We start from the raw sequence: 22,173 nt of genomic DNA, 5'->3' as shown, positions 1-22,173 counted from the left end.
AAAAACCACGCCATGATCGTCATTGAAGACTTGAAGGTTGCCAACATGTCAAAGTCGGCAGCGGGTACGGTAAGCCAACATGGGCGCAACGTCCGGGCAAAAACCGGCTTAAACCGTTCGATATTAGATCAGGGCTGGCACGAGCTTCGCCGCCAGCTTGAGTACAAACAGCTTTGGCGGGGTGGTCAAGTGTTGGCGATAAACCCAGCCTATACGAGTCAAAAATGTGCTTGCTGTGGTCATACAGCGAAAGAGAACCGGCAGACACAAAGCAAGTTCAAGTGTCTGGAATGTGGATATAGCGCGAACGCCGATATCAATGGCGCACGTAATATTTTAGCGGCGGGGCACGCCGCGCTAGCCTGTGGAGAGATGGCAGTTTTAGGCCGCTTGATGAAGCAGGAACCCACCGAGGCGAGTCGGACTTCGGTCTGAACGCTGCAGGAATCCTCGCCCTTTAGGGCGGGGAGGATGTCAATTAACGGGCAGCAGCGCTTGCAGCACATCGCAGCGCTGTTTTACCGCTTCATGCAATAACCTTACGGTGGTGGAAAGCTGTTTACGGTGTGGGCAAATCATATTTAACGGCACGCTGTCACCCTGGTACTGAGGCAGAATAATTTTCAGCCGCCCCTCGTTCACATCTGCGCTGACATCCAGCCAGGATTTATACGCAATCCCTTCGCCCGCAATGGCTAAGCGGCGAATAACTTCGGCATCGTCGCTCATCATCGCGCTTTTTACCGCCACATGGTGCGTGTCGCCGTCGAGGCTTAATATCCATTTGTCATAAACCCGTCCGCGCAGGGCGTAGGTTAATGCGTCATGCTGGGCCAGTTCGCTGATGGATTTCGGTTCACCGAAGCGCTCAAGATAAGCCGGCGCTGCCACCACTACGCGGCGGTTAAGCGGTGCCAGCGGAAGCGCCACAAACGAGGCGTCATCATTGTTACCATAGCGAAAAGCGATATCCACCGGATCTTTGAAAACGTCCGTCACCTGGTCTGAGAACAGGATTTTTAAATGCAACGCCGGGTGTTCGCGGCGAAATGCCTGGAAAACGGTGAGTAACATATTGCGCCCGAGATCGGACGGCACCGCAATTTGCAGCACGCCGCGCACCTCATCAGAGGCAGGCTGAATTTGCTCAAACCCGGCTTCCAGCGTTTGTAGTGCGCTAATGGCGTAAGGCAGCCAGGTTTCGCCTTCCGGGGTCAGCCGCAGGCTGCGTGTGGACCGGGCAAAGAGACGAATATTCAGCGTCTGCTCAAGGCGCTTGATGGCGGTGCTGACCTGCGCGGGCTGTAATCCTGCTTCACGTGCGGTATCGCTAAAACTGTTTAACGCAGCGGCCCTGACAAACAAAGTGAGGTCTTCCAACCTGAGCATTTTAACTCTCCGAGTATAAGTGTTGTTTCCTGAGGACTATTTTTCGCCCGTGGCCTACCTTGTACCATGAGTTCAATCATATGATGAACCCTTTAATCTCTGGAGCACACCATGAAAGCTATCGCCATTACTCAGGCCGCTCAGGCAGGCAGCAATCTACAATTTCTCAGCGAGATCGACTTACCGACACCTGTCGCGTCAGGCCATGATCTGCTGGTGGAAGTCAAAGCGATTTCCGTTAACCCGGTAGATACCAAAGTGCGTGCCGGTTTTAAAGCTGACCAGCCGCGCGTGTTGGGTTGGGATGCGGTAGGCGTGGTGGTGGCAGTGGGTGAAGCCGTCACGCTGTTTAAGCCGGGCGACGAAGTCTGGTATGCCGGTTCGCTTACTCGCCCTGGCAGCAACAGCGAATATCAGCTGGTGGATGAACGTATTGCCGCGCTGAAGCCGAAATCCGTTGATAACGCCTCGGCTGCTGCTCTGCCATTAACCGCCATCACCGCCTGGGAGATGTTATTCGACCGCCTGGGCGTTGCAGAAGGCGGCAATGAGAATGATGTGCTGCTGATTGTCGGCGCGGCGGGCGGGGTGGGTTCAATTCTTACCCAGCTGGCGCGCAAGCTGACCAACATCACGGTTATCGGTACCGCCTCGCGTCCGCAAAGCCAGCAATGGGTGTCCGAACTTGGCGCCCATCATGTTATCGACCACAGCAAACCGCTGAGCGAAGAGCTGGCGCGTATTGGGGTGAAAAACGTGACCCACGTAGCCAGCCTGACGCACACCGATCAGCACTATACGCAATTGATTGAAGCGTTAGCTCCGCAGGGAAAACTGGCGTTGATTGACGATCCCGACACCCTGGATGCGCGCCCGCTGAAAGCCAAAAGCATTTCCCTGCACTGGGAGTTTATGTTTACCCGTTCGATGTTTGAAACCAGCGACATGATTGAACAGAACCGTCTGTTAACGCGCGTTGCCAGCCTGATTGATCAGGGCGTGCTGCAAACGACGCTGGGCGAGCATTTTGGCACCATTAATGCCGCAAACCTGCGTCGTGCCCATGAATTAATTGAAACCAACCGTGCGGTGGGTAAAATCGTGCTTGAAGGTTTCTAATTAATTAAAAATCATAGAGAAATAGCGATGGATATTATTCAGTCTGCGGCATCACGTTATTCAACCAAAGCGTTTGATCCGAGCAAGAAAATTAATGCTGAGCAGATCGACAAGGTAAAAGAGTTGCTGCGTCTTAGCCCGTCCAGCACCAACGTGCAGCCGTGGCACTTCATTCTGGCCAGCACCGATGAAGCAAAGGCGCGTATTGCCAAAGCGACTTCCGGTTTTTACGTGTTTAACGAGCGTAAAGTGCTTGATGCCTCTCACGTGGTGGTGTTCTGCGCCAAAACAGCGATTGATGAAACGCACCTTGCTAAACTGCTCAACCAGGAAAGCCACGATGGCCGTTTTGCCAACCCGCAGGCGATGGAAGGGCAGCACAAAGGGCGCTCATACTTTGTGAATATGCACCGCTTTGATTTGAAAGATGCGCAACACTGGATGGAAAAGCAGGTTTACCTCAACGTCGGGAACTTCCTGCTGGGCGTCTCGGCGCTGAATATTGATGCGGTGCCCGTCGAAGGTTTTGACGCCCGCATTCTGGATGAAGAGTTTGGCCTGCGTGAAAAAGGTTTCACCAGTCTGGTTATCGTGCCAATTGGTTATCGTAGCGAGACAGACTTTAATGCGGCACTGCCAAAATCGCGTCTCAACTTTAATGAAATTTTAACGGAATGCTAACTATGAGTGATAACACCCTGTCGATTATCGCGGTGCTGAAAGCCAAAGAAGGGCAACGTGATAACCTGAAGTCTGCGTTGCAGGCGCTGGTTCTGCCAACGCGCCAGGAAGCGGGCTGCCTTGATTATGCTTTGTTCCAGCTCGAGGAGACGCCGGATGTCTTTTACGTGCGTGAGTCCTGGAAAGGGCAGGAAGCGCTGGATACCCATATTGCACTGCCGCATTTCCAGGCGTTTGTCCAGCAGATGGATGCGTTGCTGGCAGAGCCTTTACAGCTGGTGCGTTTGAACGCGGTTGAGCCGTAAATACCCGATCTGTTTCCAACCTGGCCGTTGCCATCAGGTAACGGCTTTAGTGGTGTGCGCCAGCACGCGTCGACGAGTCATCTTCCCTTCATTCTTGTAGACGTCACCTGGTGCCATCCTGCACTCGCTTTGCGGACCCTCTCTCTGTAGCGCCTGTGGGCTATAACGATATGTTTTCTAACCCGATGACATCAGGGTGTCAGACGGCATGTTTGCTGCTGCAAGGCTGATTATGGCTTGACTCTATCTCACGTAAACCGCTTTATAATGCCGGTGAAAGCTGATTTTTTATTCAGGAAAATAAAATAATGGGCAAGCTCGAAGATCTTACTTTACTGGTGGAAGTGGTAGAGGCGGGTGGGCTGGCGGCTGCAGGAAGGCGGATGAATCTCTCTCCGGCCACTATGACCGCGAGGCTCAAAGCGCTGGAAGAGCGTTACCAGACCCGATTTTTTAACCGCTCCACCCGATCCATCGCGTTGACCCGCGCCGGGGAGGACTTTTATCACGCCGCGCTTCGCGTGCTGGAAGAAATGGCGCAGGCCGAATCGAAACTGACACAAAAAGAGGGCGTGCTGAGCGGCAGCCTGCGGATTTCAGCACCGTCTGATTTTGGCCGTCAGTACCTGTCGCCCGCGCTGCTGGATTTTTCCCGCCTGCATCCGGAAGTCAGAAGCTCGGTTTATCTCAGCGAGAACATAGTGGATTTGATTGCTAACCGTCTGGATATGAGCGTGCGTTTCGGCAATCTCCCGGACAGTAATCTGGTAACGAAATTTATTCGCCCTAATCACCGGGTGCTGGTTGCCGCCAAAAATTACCTTGAAACACATGGTGTACCTCAGCATCCGGCTGAGCTGCACGGACATCGCTGCCTGGTCATGGAGCAGCGCGGCACGCTGATGAACGAGTGGCGCTTTGAAGAGCAGGGGGAGCCTGCTGTCGTGCGGGTCACGCCTGCGATGGTGTGTGATGACGGGGCATTATTGCGCCAGTGGGTACTGGCCGGGGCGGGGATCGCCAGCAAATCGTGGTGGGATGTAAAACGCGATGTGGAGCAGGGGCGGCTCACGGTGCTGTTTGCTGACACCTTTATCGGCTTCAGCCGTCATGACAAAAAACAGGTTGGCCTCCAGTTTGTCTACCCGCAGCGGCGTTTCCAGCCCCAGCAGGTGACCGCTTTCAGCGAATTTTTTATCCACTGGCTGGAGAATGAATAACTCGCCCCCCCGTATATTGTTTATAAAAATAAAATAATTAATTCTATTTTATCGCCATTATCAAAAGTAAATACGTAGCCCAGAATGGCTCTTATCATTTATCTGACAGAGCCATTTATGAAACCGCAACGTATTCCTTTACAGGTCTGGATCCTGACCTTATCCGCTTTTGCTATCGGCACCGCTGAATTTGTCGTCGCCGGGTTATTAACCACCCTGGCCCACTCGCTGAATATCAGCGACGGCCAGGCGGGAAATGTTATCACCGCTTACGCCATGGCGATTGTTATCGGCGGGCCGGTGCTGACGCTGTGGCTTGCCCGCTTTGAAAAACGTAACGTGTTGGCCGGGCTGATGGTGATGTTTATTGCCGCCAATCTCGTCAGCGCCTTAGCTACCAGCTATTCGGTGCTGCTGGTCAGCCGGGTGCTGGCAGGTCTGGTTCAGGGGCCGTTTTACGGGATCGGCGCGGTGGTGGCGACGCGGCTGGTGGCCGAGAGTCTTGCCGGACGCGCTGTCGGGCAGATGTTTGCCGGATTGACGCTGGCAAACGTGCTGGGCGTGCCGTTCGGTTCGTGGATTGGCAATATCTTCGGCTGGAACGTGACGTTTTATGTCGTTGCAGCCCTTGGTGCAGTGGCGCTGGTTGCCATCATGCTGACGATTGAACGCCAGCCGATTGAGCAGGCCAGAAGTATTCGTCAGCAGCTGAAGGCATTTCGCCACGGACCGTTGCTGGCAAGCCTTGCGATTACCGTTCTGTGCTGGACCGGCTTTATGACCCTGTACGGCTATATTGCGCCGCTGGCCGAGCAGGTGGCCGGTTACAGCGTCCAGGCGTTAACCGTGCTGCTGTTTGTGGTGGGTATCGGCCTGGTGGTGGGCAATCATATCGGAGGGATTACTGCTGACCGCAACCTGCGGCATGCACAGCTGTTATGGCCGCTACTGATGGTCGCCTCGCTGGTGATTGTCGGCCTGGTCAGCAGCCACTACTGGTTGTTTATGGCGGCTACGTTCCTGTTCGGCATTGCCTCCTTTGGCAACGTCCCTCCGCTGCAGATGAGTGTCCTGAAACACGGCAGTGCGGCACCAGAGCTGGCAGGCACCGCCAACATCTCGGCCTTTAACCTTGCCAACGCGCTGGGCGGTATTATTGGCGGACTGACGGTAGATAGCACGTTGGGCGCGGTGGGTATTCCTTGGGTGGCCACACTGATTCCCGTTGCCGGAATTGCATTTGTGCTCTTTAACCGGCGTAACAGCAGCCTGAAGGTCCAGGCAGTGAGGTAATTATGTATATCGACCATATCACTTTCCGCACTCATGACATGGACGGCACGCGTGATTTTTTTATCTCGGTGTTTGATTTACAGGTCGGGCAACGCCCGGCGCTTATTCACAGCCGTATTCCCGGTTACTGGCTGTACTCCCAGGGTAAACCGCTGGTACATATCATTCCTGCCAGAGTACAGGGGGCGCCGTTGCCCTTCGCCGCGTTAAAAGAAGGTATCGACCATGTGGCGTTTCATCTTGAAGGCTACGGTGCCTTTCGCGAAAAGCTCGATGGTCTGGGGATCAATTATTCCCTGATGGACCTGGCCGATATTCAGGAGCGGCGGATTTTTATGCGGGCGCCCGGCGGGCAGTTAATTGAAGCGGTGTTCAGTGAGGCTGTGCCAGAGGTAACACAATGAATAACTTCATTTTTCCACAAGCGGTAAACCACGATCGGATTGGCACCTCGCTGGTGCTGGAAACCGAGCAGATGCGGGTCTGGCAAATCCATCTTGAACCGGGAGAAACGCTTCCTGCGCATCGTCATGACAGGCCCTATTTCTGGACCGTATTAACCGATGGAAAAGCTTGTTCGCGTTACGGGGACGGGCGGGTGGTGAATATCGTCTATCGGCGCGGCGAGTCAAAAAACTTTCCGGACCTGAATGCTGAGACCATGTTTGTGCATGACATCACTAACACCGGAGAGGCGGCGCTGATATTTGTGACGGTGGAATTTACGCCTCCTGTCGGCGATCGGCAAATGAAGTCGTCCTCCTGAATATATTGTCCAAAGAGGTAACGAACGAATGAAAAAGATACGCATCGGCCATATCGGATTAAGCTTTCATGCGGCCAGCGCGGCGCTGGTAGAGCAGGTTTTTGAAAAACATGGCTGGCAGGTTGAAAACAGCGCCAGTCCACATCAGGAGATGTTTGAGCGCTACGGGCGAGGCGAGGTTGATATGCTGGTCTCGGCCTGGCTACCGGCCAGCCATGAGGTATATCTGGCCCCTTTTATTGATAATACGGTTAAGCTGGGCGTACTTTATCATCCCTACTGTATCTGGGGCGTGCCTGATTATGTTCCTGAACGGGATGTCGCCTCGGTTGAGGATTTACTAAAACCGGAGGTGCAGGCGAGGATGGAAAAACGTGTTCAGGGAATTAATCCCGGAGCCGGTATTAGCCGCTTTTCCCGTGCCATTATGGAAGAATATGCGCTCGAACAGGCAGGGTACCAGTTTCATAACGGCCGTGAAGAAGAGTGTTACGGTGCCTTTGAGCAGGGCGTAAAGGAAGAGCGCTGGATGGTTATCCCGCTGTGGCACCCGCAGTTTTTACATCACCGTTATGCTATTCGCGCGCTACGGGAGCCGAAAGGTTTACTTGGCGGTCAGGATGAAGCCACGCTGATTGCGTCAAAGTCTGTGGTCGAAAACTTTTCCACCCCCCTACTGGCAGAGCTGCGGGCGTTGTCGCCTGGCAATGCGGCTATCAGCGAACTGGATTATCAAATTTGCCGACAGCATAAAACTCCGCGTCAGGCGGCGCAATTGTGGAGCCAGCGCCAGTCTCTTAAATAAGCGACAGTATTCTCAGCCCGCCAGTAACGGCAAGCCAGGCTTGCCGTTATTGGTTAAAGCGGTTAATCAAAATCATTTAAACGTGCATCGACGCCCGAAAACAGGTTAAGGAACGGCTGAAAAGCCAGCTTCCATTCATGATCCAGAGATAGCTGACCCGCCGAATTTGGTAATAAGAAGGGAAGGGTGACCATAAAGTAGAAGAAGGGAAACTCCCATCCGCCACCCGGCATCATCCAGGTATAACCAATGCCAAAATGCCCACTCATCACTTCCGCAGCCACCAGATACAGCGCCGCAATAAATGCCCCGGCTCGCGTCAACAGCCCAAAGCCAATTAATATGGCTGAAGTCAGTTCGACCAGACCGCCAATAACGATCAGGGTTACAGCGAAGTTTTCGCTAAGTACGGTGCCGAAAGTGTGCATTCCCACGACATTCTGAAAGAAGCTGACCAGACCGGCATCATGTGAAGAGCGAAACAGCTTTTCGGTACAGTGGGTCAGAAAATTAAACCCGACAAACATTCTGAAAAAAGAGAGTGCCGCCTCCTGCGTGCCGTATTTTTCGATACCTTCCCGGAACACAATCGCGGCCTGTATCAGTAAAGGGATAAAGGTGATTGCCGTTAACCATCCCACCTGCGACCAGTCGTGCTGGTCAGCATTACGCACCACTATCACGGTAAAAAATAACGTTAACATAAAGCTGATAAGCCGGTTCTTGCGCCAGAGCCATGCGCTGAGCGGGATCAGCAGAGAAAAGATAATCATCACCACCATGGACCAGACGCCATCATACTGCCCGATATAAGCTATGGCCGAAATGAAAGAAACCAGCCCGGTTAATATAGTCAGATAATATATTCTGGATTTCATTTTATTCACCTTGTTTTCTTGCGGACGATTTATTTTAACTAGCGGAGCAGGAACGTATTTTCCTTTTTCAGGAGTAATGCGAATAGAAAAATGCTCAATGCATACCATGATTTATTAATCGGAAGGGCTTACGCAGCCTGCTTTTTCTGGTGGCAGTTGACTGTTATTAAAATATAGTAATATTGGTATCTTATCTTTATTGTTTTTTTTGGAAAGGCTCAGGCAGGTGGGTAATATATTACCCACCTTAGACCACTGTTATACTAAATCAAAACGATCCAGATTCATGACGCGCGTCCATGCAGCGATGAAATCATGAATAAATTTGTCCAGGGCATCATCACTGGCATAGACTTCCGCCAGCGCGCGGAGCACAGAATGGGAACCAAATATAAGATCTGCACGGCTTGCATGATATTTGACGACGCCACTATGACGATCGCGACCTTCAAATAATTCAGCTGAATTATCCAGCGGAAACCATTCCGTTCTCATATCCAGCAGGTTGATAAAAAAGTCATTTGTTAACACTGCTGGCCGGTCGGTGAGTACCCCAGTCTGGCTACCATCATAATTAATGCCTAATACCCGCAGCCCGCCAATCAGCACCGTCAGTTCCGGTGCGGTGAGCGTTAACTGCTGTGCTTTATCAATCAGGAACGCTTCTGTTAAGGAATGCGTGACGCCGCGCTGGTAGTTGCGGAACCCGTCTGCTACAGGTTCCATCACGCTGAATGACGCAATATCGGTATGTTCCTGAAGCGCATCGACCCTGCCCGGCGTAAAGGGGACATCCAGGCTAAAACCCGCTTCGCGAACAGCCTTTTCTATCCCCACGGAGCCTGCCAGCACAATAATATCCGCCAGTGAGGCCAGCTGGGTTTTCTGTTGTATCTGGCTTAATACCGGCAGGGCGCTGACAGCGATTTTGTTTACCTCCCACTCTTTTTGCGGTGCCAGCCTGAGCCTTGCACCATTTGCGCCACCACGCTTATCACCCCCGCGAAATGTGGAAGCGGAGGCCCATGCCACAGAAACCAGTTCACTGATGGACAAATCAGACTCGGAAATTAACCTTTTTAATTCCGCAATATCTTCCGGTTCAGGATGATAAACGGCCTCTGGCAGAGGGTCCTGCCATATCAGATCTTGATGAGGAACTTCCGGACCCAGATAACGCGATTTTGGCCCCATATCGCGGTGAGTCAGTTTAAACCAGGCGCGTGCAAACGCCTCATTAAACGCCTGGGGATCGTTCAGAAAACGACGGGATATCGCTTCAAAATCGGGGTCATAACGCAAAGCCAGATCGGTGACCAACATGGTTGGTTTACGTTTTTTTCCCACCTCAAAAGGATCGGGTATTACCTCCGGCGCATCCTTTGCTTCAAACTGAATTGCGCCAGCCGGGCTGCGCGTTTGCTGCCATTGGTATTTAAAAAGATTGTCTAAAAAAGCATTGCTCCATTGGGTTGGCGTCTGCGTCCATATCACTTCCAGGCCAGAGGTAATGGCATCAGCACCAGCCCCTTTACCATAGCTGCTTTTCCAGCCCAGCCCCTGATTTTCCAGCGGGGCCGCTTCTGGTGGCGGGCCGACATAGCTGGTTGGGGCTGCGCCATGGGTTTTGCCCAACGTATGCCCGCCTGCAATTAATGCGACGGTTTCCTCATCGTCCATCGCCATATTGCGGAAGGTGGCGCGAATCGCTGTGGCAGCCGCAAGGGGATCGCCACTGGCGTTTGGCCCTTCAGGATTAACGTAGATAAGCCCCATTTCCGTGGCTGCAAGAGGGCTTTGTTTCAGCGTTTCTGGTTCGCGGTGAGCAAGCCAGGTTTTCTCATCACCCCAGTTGACATCTAAATCAGGCTCCCAGACATCTTCTCTGCCTGCGCCAAATCCGAAGGTGCGAAATCCAGAGTTTTCCAGCGCGACATTACCGGCAAGCACGATTAAATCCGCCCAGGAAATTTTTTGACCATATTTCTTTTTGACGGGCCATAAAAGCCGTCTGGCTTTATCAAGGCTGGCATTATCAGGCCATGAGTTTAGCGGGGCAAATCGCTGCTGCCCCCGGCCTGCACCACCACGCCCATCCCTTAGTCGGTATGTTCCCGCGCTATGCCAGGCCATACGGATAAACAGTCCGGTATAGGTGCCCCAGTCGGCGGGCCACCAGTCCTGAGAGTCGGTCAGTAATTTTTTTAAATCGGTTTTTAACGCCGAATAATCAAGTTTTTTAAACTCATCACGATAATTGAAAGCGTTACCCAATGGGTTAGAGCGCTGTGAATGTTGATTCAGTAAGTCGACGCGTATTTTATCTGGCCACCACTCCTCATTGCTTGTCCCTTCACCGGCAATACTTGCGGGTGAAGGCTGAGAAACGGGACATTTCCCAGAGGTTGATTCTGGCAATGTGCTATCAATATTCATAATCTTCTCCTTAACTTCAGGCTTCATATAAATAAAAGAGTGAGCTGTTTATATGATTGTTAGGGAAGAGTGATAATACAATCCCAGATGCTTTTCAATTCTGTACTGTCTGTTAATTTAAAATGGTCAATTCCGATTGGCTAAATAATAAGTTTTGTTAAATGATTTTTCGTATGCTGGCTTATATATCAGAATGGGAAAGTAAATCAAGTAATGATAGCCGGGCTGGTAGCGAAGGGGGATGATTTTCGCGATGAGGCAGGGTTGGTATTTGATGGTTTAATTGGCGCTTAGGAAATAAGAATCTGGTTACGCCGGGTATTGTTATATTAAGAAAAAGTGATATGGGGTGTATTGAGACATGGGAGTGGCTGTTTACTGGTAATACGCAGCTTGAAATGCCAGGAATGTGAAAAATCGAGATTTAAAAGAAGATAAACGACGTCAAAACACAGATTTGGCTCCTCTGACTGGACTCGAACCAGTGACATACGGATTAACAGTCCGCCGTTCTACCGACTGAACTACAGAGGAATCGTGTGAACGGGGCGCATAGTAGCGAGGCATCCCGAACTTGTCAAAGCCTCTCATCACACCCCGAGTGCGTTTGCTGATAAAACAGACAACCCCGGCCATTTGGACGTACCGAGATATTATTTAAAGCGCATTTGTTGTTAAGCGAGAACGCTCATTTTAAGGCGCACTGCTTGTTTTCAGGTGTTCCTGCTGGCGGCAACTTCCTGCATTGTTCCCGTGCGGGAAAGTTGCCTCTGCAACCACCGGCTGGACTAACGCTGCGGGCATGAAACTCCGGCTGTAGTGGGCAAGCCTGCCGTTTGCCTTCGGGTGCACCGTGATGGTGCACCTGTACCTCTAATGGAGCATAAGAGAACCCCTGTTTCCATCTTATTATCCGCTTTCTCAAATCACTTTTGCTTATTATCCAGTTTGTTAGCTCTCCTGAGCGAAGGCTTCTCAAAAGTGGCAGGCATATTGCTATGGTTAAAAGAGAGGCCTGCCGGGACTGGCGTTGGCATTGCGTGTAGGAGGCAAAATGAATTTAAGACGACTCAAGTATTTCGTCACCATCGTCGATATCGGTAGCCTGACTCAGGCTGCAGAAGTGCTGCATATCGCGCAGCCGGCGCTGAGCCAGCAAGTTGCGACTCTTGAAGGTGAAATGGATCAGCAGCTGTTAATTCGCACTAAGCGCGGCGTTACGCCAACGGAAGCTGGAAAAATTCTCTATACCCACGCGCGTACTATTTTACGCCAGTGCGAGCAGGCGCAATTAGCCGTTGGCAATGTGGGCCAGACTTTAGGTGGCCAGGTTTCGATTGGCCTGGCACCCGGTACGGCGGCTTCTTCTATCACCCTGCCTTTATTACAGGCCGTACGGGCGCAATTACCCGATGTGCTGGTCTATCTGCATGAGAACAGTAGCGCTGACCTGAATGATCAACTGTTAAGCGGCAAGCTTGACATGGCGGTGCTGTATGACCGTTCGCCAACGGTGGGCATCGTTAGCCAGCCGTTACTCAAAGAGGAGTTATTTCTGGTCGGCACCCGCGGCTGTCCTGGTCAGGCAGTCGATCTCTGCGCGGTGGCCGAAATGAAACTATTCCTGCCTCGTAACTATAGCGCCGTGCGTAAGCGCGTCGATGAAGCCTTTTCCCTGCGCCGGTTAACCGCGAAATTTATTGAAGAGATTGATGCTATCCCGACGCTAACCGCTGTGATTGCCAGCGGTATGGGGGTAACCGTGTTGCCAGAGTCTGCGGCGCAGTCGCTGGTGAGTTCGGCAAACGGCTGGATGGCACGCATCACTAATCCAGCGCTAAATCTGTCGCTTGCGGTTAATTTGTCAGCACGCGCCGGGCTAAGTCCACAGGCTCAGGCAGTGAAGGACATTCTGATGTCGCTAATCGTGCGTCCCCTACAGGAAAATCGAGAGTTGCTGCTGGTGGGGTGAGCTGGTTTATTGCTAAATCGAATAAGCTGCTGGTTTTTATTATTTGTTATCCCGGGGTGACCACTTTAACAATAGTGTAAAGAACGATCGGGCCCCGGGGGCAGAGTGAACTTCCAGCAGCTTAAAATCATCCGCGAGGCGGCCCGGCAGGACTATAACCTGACCGAAGTGGCCAATAGGCTTTTCACTTCGCAATCGGGCGTCAGCCGCCATATTCGTGAACTGGAAGAAGAGCTGGGTATCGAGATCTTTATCCGCCGCGGTAAACGCCTGTTAGGTATGACGGAGCCGGGTAAAGCCTTGCTGGTGATGGCTGAACGCATTCTCAATGAAGCCAGCAACGTCCGGCGCCTTGCGGATGTGTTTACCAACGATGCCTGTGGGGTACTTACCATTGCCACTACCCATACTCAGGCGCGCTACAGCTTGCCGTCGGTCATCAAATCCTTCCGCTCCTTATTCCCTGAAGTGCGTCTGGAATTAATTCAGGGCACGCCGCAGGAGATAGAAACGCTGCTGCATAACGGTACGGCAGACATTGGCATTGCCAGTGAACGCCTGAGCGCCGATCCTTTAGTCGTCGCTTATCCGTGGTTTAACTGGTATCACACGTTGCTGGTGCCGCGCGGACATGCATTGATTGATGCGACCCCGCTTACGCTTGACGATATCAGCCGCTGGCCGCTGATTACCTATCGTCAGGGCATTACCGGACGAGCGCGAATCGACGAAGCGTTTTCACGTCGTGGGCTGACTCCCGATATCGTGCTGAGCGCTCAGGATTCTGACGTGGTGAAAACTTATGTCGAGCTGGGGTTGGGTATCGGGCTGGTGGCGTTTCAGGCCAGTGGTGAGCAAGAGGGGCTGGTCAGGCTCGATACTCGTCACCTGTTTGCTGCCAATACCGTGTGGCTTGGATTAAAGCGTGGCCAGCTCCAGAGAAACTACGTCTGGCGCTTTATCGAGTTATGCAATCCAGCACTTTCGGTTGCAGAGATTAAAAGGCTGGCGCTTGAGCCTGCGGAAACGGTGCTGGATTATCAAATCTGATGCCTGTTTTCTGCGTAATAAGCCAATATTTCACCGTTCTATGAGGTTGTTTGCTTGAAGTGTGATCGGTACGGTGCAAAATTCAGCAAACGACACGCGGCGACGGAAAATTTCATTGACTCATTGCGTCAGGTAAGTAGAATGCAACGCATCGAACGGCAGCACAGCTTGCCAGAAGATAAAGAAATCAAGATTTTGCGGGAATAGCTCAGTTGGTAGAGCACGACCTTGCCAAGGTCGGGGTCGCGAGTTCGAGTCTCGTTTCCCGCTCCAGATTTAGGTAGCAGAAGTTCTGTTACAGCCTGCAAAGGTAAAAAGTTTTGGCGCGTTAGCAAAGCGGTTATGTAGCGGATTGCAAATCCGTCTAGTCCGGTTCGACTCCGGAACGCGCCTCCACTTTCTTCCCGAGCCCGGGTGGTGAAATCGGTAGACACAAGGGATTTAAAATCCCTCGGCGTTCGCGCTGTGTGGGTTCAAGTCCCACTCCGGGTACCATGGGAAACATCAGAATAATCAAAGCAATAAGCAGTGTCGTGAAACCACCTTCGGGTGGTTTTTTTGTGCCTGAAATTCACGCCCTGTGCATATCCTGTGCTCACGGGGTGCAATGAACTGCAATCTCCAGCCTGGCAATGCCGAATCGAACGTGTCGCCTCCAGCATAGAGAACCAGGCCGCTTTGCCTGTTTTCCGGTACTCTTCCGGGAAAGGGAGGCCTGCTGAGCAAGTTGTAATGCTCTAGCCACCCTGAGTATAAAGTTGCTTAATTCGTGCTATCACCTCATCTCTGTACTTCTGGTGTCCGCGCATAGCCCTTGGATGGGCAATTCTGAAACAGATTGCATTACCTGTTTTGAACTCCCATAGCTTCCCCGGAATGACTGAAGAAGTCTCATAGCCGCCTAGCTCAGTAAGCACCTGTTTTATGATGTAGTCTGTTCTCCGGGCTCCAGATGCAAAGATGATGAAATTAGGATCAAGGTGTTTAATTTGTACCGCCAGCAGTTTCAGTGAGGCTAATATGACTTCCTGCACTTCATTTTGAGGGCGATTGAGAGGGGTCAGTCCGTCGTAATCCCACGCCAGTAGATTGGCATATACGATTGCCAGGGGAGGAATGTTAAGCTCCCGGGCCAGCCTGAAATGATATTGTGTGAAGCGGCTACGTGATTTGAGGTTGGTGGTGCCATCATTTTGTACCGGAAGATGATTCCTGTAACGAGCTACAGCCTCTTCAACCACTTGCCCGATAGTGACGTCAGGTATATGTCCCAGCACCCGTGACATCGTATTCTTACCATTCAGCGTATTCCAGCCAGCGGTTTCACGTCCAACCAGCATGATTTTTACCGGTGAATGCCAGTATTCTTCAAACGGCACAGGTAAAAAGACGCCTGAGTATTTATCTTCATTCAGGTTAAATGACAGGGCGTCAACTTCCTGTAATATCCGTTTGTACGCGTCTAATAGCCTTTCCATTATTCAATCCTGCCCCGTAATAAAAACACCTTCAGATATATATTATTTTCATGATATAAATCAGATACATGAGGATAAATATGCAAAAATCCTTCCGATTCACCAATTCATCCATCAAAGCCCTTCCGGCAAACACAGATACCCGATCTACAGAGCTTGAGGTATCTGATACCGAGGTCATTGGCCTCAAATGCCTCTCAGGTCGAACGGGCAACAAACGTTTCCTCCTGCGCTACACATTCCACGGTACCAAAAAAAGTATCAGTATTGGCAGATTCCCTGAAATTGATGTGGGGACAGCTCGCCAGATAGCTCGCCGTCATAAGGAGGCGATTGCACTGGGAAATGACCCTAAGGCAGAGCGCGATAATTATCGTGCGATGCCAACGCTTAGTGAGTTTTTTCACCAGACCTATGTTCCGTTCATCAAGCGGCATAAAAAGTCCTGGGATAAGGATGTTCAGCGTTTCACGCAATACATTGAACCTCGTCTGGGAAAGATACGTTACTGCGACCTTCGGGCCCGGGAAATCCAGCAGGTGCTTTTCGACATGCTTGAGGGTCGTATTCATAGCCAGCAGTATGCACCGTCTACCTGTAACAGGGCACTGGCTATTCTGAAAACTATGGGGCGTTATGCGCTACGACAGGATGTCCTGGAGAAGAATGAAGCCGATAAGATCCCTTTGCTGAAGGAGAATAATCAGCGGACGCGCTTTTTTGATGCCGATGAGATCAGAAGGATCCTCGACGCTGCGGCACGATACCCCAATAAGGCAGCCGGGGGACTGATAGCCATGCTGCTGTTAACCGGTACACGCAAATCAGAAATGCTGAACGTCATGCACAAACATATTGATCGGGATAACAGGTCGTTATTCATTCCTTATACTAAGAATGGTCGCAGCAGAACTGTGTATCTCAGTGATGTTGCATTATCCATTATTGATTCGATCCCACGGGCTGGCAGCAACCCCTATCTGTTTGCCGTAAAAGATAATGGAAAACCGATATCAGAACCCCGGTGGGCCTATGAAAAAATACTGGCAGAATGCGGGATAGATAAAAGTGAAGTCTGTTTCCACACCACGCGCCATTCTGTCGCATCATTACTTGTCTCCAGTGGACAGTACAGCCTGTATGACGTTAAAGCCCAGCTGGCGCATGCCAGTATTCAGAGTACGGAGCGCTACGCAAAACTGACACCAGAGCGAATGCGTCAGACCGGGCAGGGTGTTACCGACCTTCTTTTAACCCCTGTAGCTACCAGTAAAGAACAGTGATTTTTGCGTCTCTTAAACGTGGAGAATGATTATGCCGTTAAAGTGCCCTAAGTGCGGTAGTCGGAATACAGTCACAGAAACTGCCGGAAATATAGCAAAGGTGGCTCGCGATGACCGGTTTCTGACATCAACATCCGGTTATATTAGCCCGGATCAATTACCAGAATTGCTTAAAGAAATCATCAGGGCGATACAGCGTCTCTTTGGATTCCTTGAACAGCGTGAAAGGAATAATGCTCCAGTGCTTATCTGCAAGGATTGTAGATATTATGAAAGAATATAGATGACCACTGAAGGCAATTCCAGATTCTTTACCCTGTCTATGTAACCCCGATACTTAAAACGTATCGGGTTTTTTGTTTATGAGGATTATTCAATGAAATTTATCTCGAACTGGCAAGACCTGCCGTCGCTCCTTCTTCCCGATTCAGTTATGACTGTCTTGAGAAAAGAACTGATACTTCCATTTGATGATGAACTTTCCGCAATGAATTTTTGGGGAGAGGTGGGTGTAACATTAATGTACATTGAACCCGGTGATGTTCCCGAAGATATTAAACGGCACGTACTGGATGTAATTCATCATTTAATTGCAAACCCTGAGTTCGTGGTCCATCTGACAGATGAATATTACTTGATGCTATCAATTACAGAAGATAATGGAAATGGTATTTATCTGTTGTTTCATCCCAATTGTCCTCTGGGTGGGATTGATAAATTAATGTCTATGCCGGAATCCCGTCTGTAAATCAGATTAAAATCAGGAGATGAAAATGAGAAAATCAAAGTCAGGAAAAAATGATAATGAACACGAGGCGCTGGAGTTAAATAATGATTTAAGTGATATTGAAAAAGGTATCACTGAAGATGAGCAAATATTACCTGAAGAGAGTTATAAGCTGCTCATTGAATCAGGTCAGGCGGAAAAAATCAGCCCTAAAGCCAGTGGCATGCTGACATGGCAACTGGCAAAATCTGAAGCAGATAATGAGCTTTATCTCCGACTGATTGCAAATGGCAGCGGAGGGTTATTCTCAAAAGACTGGGTACCAATTACGAAGATTGAAAGTGTACTGGAAAATCAACCTGCAACGGGTTTCACTTCTGGAGTATTCAAATCGCTCTTCAAAGGGGCAAGTGCCAATAACGCAGGTTTTCTGGCTGCAGTTTTACGTTCCCCGGATATATGTTTGCTGGAGGAACATCCGGATAAGTTATTTACGCATGTTTTATATCCTGACTGGCGGGATCGTCTGAATAAACTCAGTGCAATCGATATTCAGGAAACGATTACGGAGGATTAATTCTTTACCAGAGCTGCTATACAACCAGAAACTGCAACACATCTCTACTCACCTTTTACAGGAAAATCCATTATGCAAACCCAGGATGTCTTAAAACAGGCAGGATTAACGCTGCCTGTAACAAAACAATTTCAGCAGCACATTGCGACTCTTCTGTCAGAGCACGCGCTGAAAACGAAGGTAAGGGCGGTGGTCATTAATTTCCGTGATCCGGATTACAGCGTAGAATCCGGTGGCTTTCATCCTGTTGAAATGAGGTTCATCCACAAGGATGACGAATGGTATTTCGATTATGTCACAGACTTTAGTTTCATGGGGAGAGTCTACCCGGAACTGGAAAAGGAAATAGACTTTTGCTGGTCGGGTCATTATGTCTTTCATTATCTCGCTGGAGATATTTCACTTGCAGCAGAGAAGAATGATCTCTGGTCATTGTGGGAGAGTAATTTTATGGAATATCTCTCTATGGATATTTACCGGGTAACGGTAACAGAGGAAAGTTGTTGACCCGTTATGAACAGGAAGAAAGCAGGTATCTTTGTAATCCACTTCATGAGCAGCACATCACAGCATGAGGATGATGCCGTTTTTTCCAGGCTGTTCGCATAAACATGTTCAGACACGGGGGATCTCAGATCCCTCGTGGTTTAGGCCCAAATGGCGCATTCCTCAGTGACAGGGTGATAACGATTACTCTATTACCCCAACGGCAGTTTTACACCGCATAAAGAATATCGAAATTACAGCATGTTAGGTGATGAATTGTCCGATGGATTGTTAAAACGAAACCATACAGGTACCCATGATGCGTCAGTCACGAGGCGAGAAGATCGCTGAAAGACTGGGGTGGATATTGCTCCAGCTCTATACCGGTAATTCTCTGTCGGTTAATGATATTTGCCAGCAGTTTTCTGTTTCCCGTCGGACAGGGCGACGGGACTTATTGAGGGTGGAAACAGTAACGGAAGTTATTTCCCCCGGGAAAGTGCGGTTGGCTCCTCTGATAAGAGAGCGAGTCAGGCAAGGAATATTCAAATAATTTTCTCTACATGGACATAACCTGTCCTCGCATTGCATTAGGCTCTGCAATGAACCAAAAAAATCACCTTAATGAAGGATGTAAGATGAAAAGAATGATAATAGCAGCTCTGTTATTCACGGGTTTTTTGTCACAGGCGCATGCCGGGCTTGTTCAGGTAAATAACCGTGTAGCCTGTTACCTTGCGATGGACAGTATAAACAGGCAACTCATGGAGTCAGATAAAAAGGTCACTGCTGAAATTTACAAATATTTGGAGAGAGAACTACAACGTTATGGCGTTGACGAAGAATCGATTAATGAAAACACCATCGCCCTGGATAATGAACTGCCTCGGGCATACCAGCAGGCAGCGTTTGCAGATAAGTGTGTGACATTTTACCGAAAACCATCAAACAGACAGTAGTCAGAACAGATCAACCTTCTCATCCAAGTGGGTAATAATGATATGAAAAAGATAATTGCTGCATGTATTGTGGCCATCATGCCTGTCACCTCAATTGCTGCTTCTGTTTCGCTTGATAGGGCAGGACGTTGTTATGAAGCAACCCGCCAGTCAACCCAAATGGCGATGTTACTGGATCCAAACGCGGCAGAATACAAAAATCTTAACAGCAATGCCAAAGAGCTATTTGGTACGCTCTCCGGTGGCGTAGGTGAAAAAGATTCAAAGAAAGTTCGGGATGCCTGGAAGGCCATTCTGGATAATGCCGGAATGGAAGGCAGCATGGCTAAATCCGATGGGTATAGGGAAATGAAAAAATATCCGCAGGACGTCATTATGCAGGAGGCTAATAGATGTGTCCGTCTTGCAATTAAAGCAGGGATTGTAAAATTCTGAAGAATATTGAGGTGTAAACAATTCGGGAGCTGCTGCTCCCGTTACTTTTTTTAGCGGTGTTAGCCAAAGATCCAGTTCCAGGCCTTTTTGAGCCCACTGACTACAGCTTTTTTGGCGGCTTTCACCACCACGCGCAAAGGCGCTGGCAGGGTGTTATCAATAATATCATCAAGAACGCGATCAACGGTATCACCGAATCCTTCCGTTGCCTCTTCTGTAACTGTACGGGTTTTGTGCTCGTCTCTCACCTGAGAAGCGACGCCGCTTTGAGCGTGCTTTGGGAGCGCACGAACCATTGCCTCCACCAAATGGGTCACATTGTATCCCTCACTGGCGGCAACAGCGATCACCGGATGGTCAGTAAACCCAAATCGCTGTGTGATATACGCTTCTTTATCGAGGATATTTTGCATCTGGGATGGAGAAGGCCGGGCGTTGACAACATCCCATTCACGGAATGGCTCAATTTTGTCGACCTGATTGAGCACAAACAGTGTTTTAGCCTCACCGCCAGCAGGGGCAAGCACATTTTTGTAGAAATGTTCATCCGCAGAAAAGGCGCGGTCATCACCTTTAATCACCCAGAGAACCAGATCCAGTTGTGGTAACAGGTCGCGATAAAGTTGTTCATATTCAACGTCACGCTCAGCATTTTCTCCCACACCCGGAATATCAATCAACCGCACTGAGCGTTTGCCAAACTGGATGCGCATTTCCTGCGTTTCACGGGTACAGGCCGCGACATCGCTGACTGCACAAATATCACCCTTAAAAATCGCATTACATAAGCTGGACTTCCCGGCTCCGGTCTTTCCCATAATGCCAATGACCGGCTCATAACTGATAATGTCATTGATGCGTTGTGCAATACTGTCCCTGATATTTTCAGGTAATATTTCAAGAGCATCCTTCACGGGATTTCGATTTTTAGTTTCTGTATTATTCATCTTTAGCACTATTCTCCATTTTCGCTTTAATTAACGCACACTCGTAATAAGAAATAATTACTTTTAGCAAGGCATTCACTTTTTCCAGATCACGGGGGGCCGCGTAACCGACGACCCCTTTTTTCATAGGGCTGAAGCGTTCCTTGCGGGAAAGGTTCATTGCGGCCAGTTGATCATCAATACCGTGCATTAACAAATGACCGTCTTCACCAACACTGAAGTGATTGCAAATCATCTCGGCATGCCTGAGAAGGTTTTCGGGAACCACATTGAATGGCGCGTCAAGCCAGGCTTTAAGATGCGCATTCTGTTCATTATCGTTGGCGTCAAGAAGACCGCTGAGTAAATCTGCTGCTATGGTTTCGAAAAAATTCTCGAGCGCTTTTTCATCTTTATTCATTAGAGGTATCTCCGGTTGATTCCGTATTTTCATTCTGCTCGTATCGTTCCAGGGCAAGGCGTATGTCTTGCTTAACCTGATTACGAATCGATGCTGGTTTAGAACTTCGACCTCGGGCATCCAGTATTTAATGAGAGGGATTATTTGGTCGAAGTGAGCCACCCGTGAAATCACGAGCAAATCACCGCTTGCGGAAGTGTGAATAATTTCCTGACCCGGCAACAGCGCGCGGCGCAAGAACCACGGGGCTACACGTGCAGAAACTGACATCAGTACTTCAGTAAGCTCTGCGCCATACCAGATACTTTCCGCATTCTCGATTTGCAGATGAATTTCCGGCGACATGGCAAATGACATGTTACTGGGGAGAACCTGTTTCATCGCTGAAATGACGAAACTTTTCAGCACTCCTCCCTCAATGGCAGCGAGATACCAGATCCCTCTGTCACTGACGAGACGATAGGGTTCAATGGCGCTGTAACTTTTCGCTTTATACATAAAGCTTATTTTTTTGCTGCCGCGAATCGCGTCTGACAATGTATTCAATGTAGACATAAAAACCCCACAATTTTCGTAGGGACGCTGTTTGATCAGAAACGGGTTATTTTCGGCATTGCCCAGTAATATGCCTAACAGGCGGTCATCCCAGCGTGGAAATAACCCGTCAATACCCAGAATACGCGTAAATCGGCGCAAGTCCGTATTGCTGCGCTGTCCCAGTACGCCAACGGGAAGGTGATATTTCTTACCACAGCGAAGAAGGTTGAGATAAGCCAGCCGCTGCGTAAGGTCACGCCGGATGGTCTTATCACAGACATTAAACTCTTCAGCGAGCCCACTCACCGTGACCGATTCACCGTTGTTAAGGCGAGTCAGTATCAATCCAAGGCGATACCCAAGTTTGTCATGCTTATCCATTCAGGCATCCAATCAATTGAAGCTGGAAGGATATTTTCAACAGGGTGCT

24 protein-coding genes and 4 tRNA genes are annotated in these 22,173 nt (G+C 49.9%); 21 read left to right on the top strand and 7 right to left on the bottom strand.

Features of this window, described 5'->3' with window-relative positions; genetic code table 11:
* Positions 1-435: RNA-guided endonuclease InsQ/TnpB family protein (locus tag EHN07_RS13320; protein ID WP_148085471.1), on the top strand; the 435-nt coding region annotated here is incomplete at its 5' end.
* Between the two features lie 39 nt (positions 436-474).
* Here EHN07_RS13320 and EHN07_RS13315 read toward each other — a convergent pair.
* Positions 475-1,389, bottom strand: coding sequence for a LysR family transcriptional regulator (locus tag EHN07_RS13315; RefSeq protein WP_124024594.1), 915 nt, complete (start codon positions 1,387-1,389; stop codon positions 475-477).
* A 111-nt stretch (positions 1,390-1,500) separates the two neighbouring features.
* Here EHN07_RS13315 and EHN07_RS13310 point away from each other — a divergent pair, with 111 nt between their 5' ends.
* From EHN07_RS13310 to EHN07_RS13275, 8 genes are all read left to right on the top strand, one after another.
* Positions 1,501-2,508 carry a zinc-binding alcohol dehydrogenase family protein gene (locus EHN07_RS13310; protein ID WP_124024593.1) on the top strand — a complete coding sequence of 336 codons (1,008 nt, stop codon included), beginning with the start codon at positions 1,501-1,503 and terminating at the stop codon, positions 2,506-2,508.
* 27 nt (positions 2,509-2,535) lie between these two features.
* Positions 2,536-3,189: an oxygen-insensitive NAD(P)H nitroreductase gene (gene nfsB, locus EHN07_RS13305; protein ID WP_124024592.1), complete on the top strand. Its 654-nt coding sequence runs from the start codon at positions 2,536-2,538 to the stop codon at positions 3,187-3,189.
* A gap of 2 nt (positions 3,190-3,191) precedes the next feature.
* Complete coding sequence (locus EHN07_RS13300) at positions 3,192-3,494, top strand: putative quinol monooxygenase (RefSeq protein ID WP_124024591.1); 303 nt, start codon at positions 3,192-3,194, stop codon at positions 3,492-3,494.
* Positions 3,495-3,802: 308 nt separating this feature from the next.
* Positions 3,803-4,714: a LysR family transcriptional regulator gene (locus tag EHN07_RS13295; protein ID WP_124024590.1), complete on the top strand. Its 912-nt coding sequence runs from the start codon at positions 3,803-3,805 to the stop codon at positions 4,712-4,714.
* Positions 4,715-4,831: 117 nt separating this feature from the next.
* On the top strand, positions 4,832-6,007 hold the full coding sequence (locus EHN07_RS13290) for an MFS transporter (protein ID WP_124024589.1): 1,176 nt from the start codon (positions 4,832-4,834) through the stop codon (positions 6,005-6,007).
* A gap of 2 nt (positions 6,008-6,009) precedes the next feature.
* Complete coding sequence (locus EHN07_RS13285; RefSeq protein WP_124024588.1) at positions 6,010-6,411, top strand: VOC family protein; 402 nt, start codon at positions 6,010-6,012, stop codon at positions 6,409-6,411.
* Positions 6,408-6,773 (top strand): cupin domain-containing protein, encoded by a 366-nt coding sequence (locus EHN07_RS13280; RefSeq protein WP_124024587.1) that lies wholly within the window; start codon positions 6,408-6,410, stop codon positions 6,771-6,773. Before EHN07_RS13285 ends, EHN07_RS13280 begins: the two co-directional genes overlap by 4 nt.
* Positions 6,774-6,801: 28 nt before the next feature.
* Positions 6,802-7,578, top strand: a complete 777-nt coding sequence (locus EHN07_RS13275) for a glycine betaine ABC transporter substrate-binding protein (RefSeq protein ID WP_124024586.1) — start codon at positions 6,802-6,804, stop codon at positions 7,576-7,578.
* Between the two features lie 62 nt (positions 7,579-7,640).
* Here the strand turns inward: EHN07_RS13275 and EHN07_RS13270 are convergent, their stop codons facing one another.
* The 3 genes from EHN07_RS13270 to EHN07_RS13260 all read right to left on the bottom strand — a co-directional run bounded on the left by EHN07_RS13270 (position 7,641) and on the right by EHN07_RS13260 (position 11,426).
* Positions 7,641-8,456 carry a DoxX family protein gene (locus EHN07_RS13270; RefSeq protein ID WP_167467311.1) on the bottom strand — a complete coding sequence of 272 codons (816 nt, stop codon included), beginning with the start codon at positions 8,454-8,456 and terminating at the stop codon, positions 7,641-7,643.
* Between the two features lie 258 nt (positions 8,457-8,714).
* On the bottom strand, positions 8,715-10,892 hold the full coding sequence (gene katG / locus EHN07_RS13265) for a catalase/peroxidase HPI (protein WP_124024584.1): 2,178 nt from the start codon (positions 10,890-10,892) through the stop codon (positions 8,715-8,717).
* Positions 10,893-11,350: 458 nt separating this feature from the next.
* Positions 11,351-11,426, bottom strand: a tRNA-Asn gene (locus tag EHN07_RS13260).
* A 520-nt stretch (positions 11,427-11,946) separates the two neighbouring features.
* Between EHN07_RS13260 and nac the strand changes: the two genes are divergently transcribed.
* From nac to EHN07_RS13235, 5 genes are all read left to right on the top strand, one after another.
* Positions 11,947-12,864, top strand: a complete 918-nt coding sequence (nac, locus tag EHN07_RS13255) for a nitrogen assimilation transcriptional regulator NAC (RefSeq protein WP_124024583.1) — start codon at positions 11,947-11,949, stop codon at positions 12,862-12,864.
* Between the two features lie 105 nt (positions 12,865-12,969).
* On the top strand, positions 12,970-13,914 hold the full coding sequence (gene cbl, locus EHN07_RS13250) for an HTH-type transcriptional regulator Cbl (RefSeq protein WP_124024582.1): 945 nt from the start codon (positions 12,970-12,972) through the stop codon (positions 13,912-13,914).
* A 197-nt stretch (positions 13,915-14,111) separates the two neighbouring features.
* Positions 14,112-14,187: transfer RNA gene (locus EHN07_RS13245), tRNA-Gly, on the top strand.
* 49 nt (positions 14,188-14,236) lie between these two features.
* Positions 14,237-14,310 (top strand) — tRNA-Cys (locus tag EHN07_RS13240).
* A 12-nt stretch (positions 14,311-14,322) separates the two neighbouring features.
* Positions 14,323-14,409, top strand: a tRNA-Leu gene (locus tag EHN07_RS13235).
* A 242-nt stretch (positions 14,410-14,651) separates the two neighbouring features.
* On the opposite strand, the gene EHN07_RS13225 is transcribed toward EHN07_RS13235, so the two are convergent.
* Positions 14,652-15,392, bottom strand: a complete 741-nt coding sequence (locus EHN07_RS13225; RefSeq protein WP_064554573.1) for a hypothetical protein — start codon at positions 15,390-15,392, stop codon at positions 14,652-14,654.
* Between the two features lie 80 nt (positions 15,393-15,472).
* On the opposite strand from EHN07_RS13225, the gene EHN07_RS13220 reads away from it, so the two are divergent.
* The 7 genes from EHN07_RS13220 (at position 15,473) to EHN07_RS13185 (ending at position 19,859) form a co-directional block, all read left to right on the top strand.
* Positions 15,473-16,675, top strand: a complete 1,203-nt coding sequence (locus EHN07_RS13220; protein WP_064554571.1) for a site-specific integrase — start codon at positions 15,473-15,475, stop codon at positions 16,673-16,675.
* 376 nt (positions 16,676-17,051) lie between these two features.
* A complete protein-coding gene (locus EHN07_RS13210; protein WP_244202400.1) occupies positions 17,052-17,423 on the top strand; it encodes a hypothetical protein in 372 nt (123 codons plus the stop codon).
* A 25-nt stretch (positions 17,424-17,448) separates the two neighbouring features.
* The gene (locus EHN07_RS13205; protein WP_064554567.1) at positions 17,449-17,979 is read left to right on the top strand and encodes a hypothetical protein; all 531 of its coding nucleotides are present in this window, start codon (positions 17,449-17,451) and stop codon (positions 17,977-17,979) included.
* A 72-nt stretch (positions 17,980-18,051) separates the two neighbouring features.
* Complete coding sequence (locus EHN07_RS13200) at positions 18,052-18,486, top strand: DUF2787 family protein (RefSeq protein ID WP_064554565.1); 435 nt, start codon at positions 18,052-18,054, stop codon at positions 18,484-18,486.
* A gap of 295 nt (positions 18,487-18,781) precedes the next feature.
* Entirely contained in the window at positions 18,782-19,018 is a 237-nt protein-coding gene (locus EHN07_RS20895) for a DeoR family transcriptional regulator (protein ID WP_080473482.1), read from the top strand.
* Positions 19,019-19,103: 85 nt separating this feature from the next.
* Positions 19,104-19,424 carry a hypothetical protein gene (locus EHN07_RS13190; protein WP_064554563.1) on the top strand — a complete coding sequence of 107 codons (321 nt, stop codon included), beginning with the start codon at positions 19,104-19,106 and terminating at the stop codon, positions 19,422-19,424.
* A gap of 42 nt (positions 19,425-19,466) precedes the next feature.
* Positions 19,467-19,859, top strand: coding sequence for a hypothetical protein (locus EHN07_RS13185; RefSeq protein WP_064554561.1), 393 nt, complete (start codon positions 19,467-19,469; stop codon positions 19,857-19,859).
* Positions 19,860-19,918: 59 nt separating this feature from the next.
* On the opposite strand, the gene EHN07_RS13180 is transcribed toward EHN07_RS13185, so the two are convergent.
* Positions 19,919-20,806 carry a GTPase family protein gene (locus EHN07_RS13180; RefSeq protein WP_064554559.1) on the bottom strand — a complete coding sequence of 296 codons (888 nt, stop codon included), beginning with the start codon at positions 20,804-20,806 and terminating at the stop codon, positions 19,919-19,921.
* The gene (locus EHN07_RS13170; protein ID WP_244202399.1) at positions 20,799-22,124 is read right to left on the bottom strand and encodes a helix-turn-helix transcriptional regulator; all 1,326 of its coding nucleotides are present in this window, start codon (positions 22,122-22,124) and stop codon (positions 20,799-20,801) included. The genes EHN07_RS13180 and EHN07_RS13170 overlap by 8 nt, the downstream gene beginning before the upstream one ends.
* Positions 22,125-22,173: the final 49 nt, after the last annotated feature.

It is taken from the genome of Buttiauxella warmboldiae (assembly GCF_003818135.1).
Taxonomy (GTDB): domain Bacteria; phylum Pseudomonadota; class Gammaproteobacteria; order Enterobacterales; family Enterobacteriaceae; genus Buttiauxella; species Buttiauxella warmboldiae.
This window is presented reverse-complemented; position numbering and strand designations above follow the sequence as displayed.